The following is a 459-nucleotide window of genomic DNA, read 5'->3' on the forward strand; positions in this document are numbered from 1 at the left end:
GTCTGGGGCTGATTCGACACGTCGACCGCGTGGCCCGTCGCGTTGCCCCCAGCCCGGCGGATGTCGCTGGCCACCTGTTCAGCCTGCCCGCCGTTGAGGTCGAGAATATGTACATGAGCGCCCGCCTGTGCAAACGTCTGCGCAATGGCCAGCCCGATACCACTGGCTCCCCCGGTGATGAGGGCGGTTTTGTTTTGGAGTGGAAACATGCTCGTAATGCCGAATCTCCAGATTCGGCCGTAAATCCGTTGCCCTTACAGCCGAATCTGGAGATTCGGCATTACAAAGAAACGCCCCGTTTCCAGGGAATGAAATCGTCCTGACCCAGCCCTTCGGCTTTGGTGATCTCCTCGCCCGATGCCAGCCGGACGACGTACTCCAGCAGCGCATCGGCGTTTTGGTCGATGGTTTGCTCACCGTCGATAATTGGGCCGCTGTCGAAGTCGATGACGTCGGGCA

2 protein-coding genes are annotated in these 459 nt (G+C 59.9%); both read right to left on the reverse strand.

The features are described from left to right. Nucleotides 1-209, reverse strand: a 209-nt coding sequence (locus D7Y13_RS50100; RefSeq protein ID WP_120631105.1) for an SDR family NAD(P)-dependent oxidoreductase, incomplete at its 3' end; no start/stop codon positions are given. Between the two features lie 71 nt (nt 210-280). Continuing rightward, a complete protein-coding gene (locus D7Y13_RS50105; RefSeq protein WP_500683203.1) occupies nt 281-448 on the reverse strand; it encodes a hypothetical protein in 168 nt (55 codons plus the stop codon). Between the last annotated feature and the right edge of the window lie 11 nt (nt 449-459).

This window comes from Corallococcus praedator (assembly GCF_003612125.1).
Classification (GTDB): Bacteria; Myxococcota; Myxococcia; order Myxococcales; family Myxococcaceae; genus Corallococcus; species Corallococcus praedator.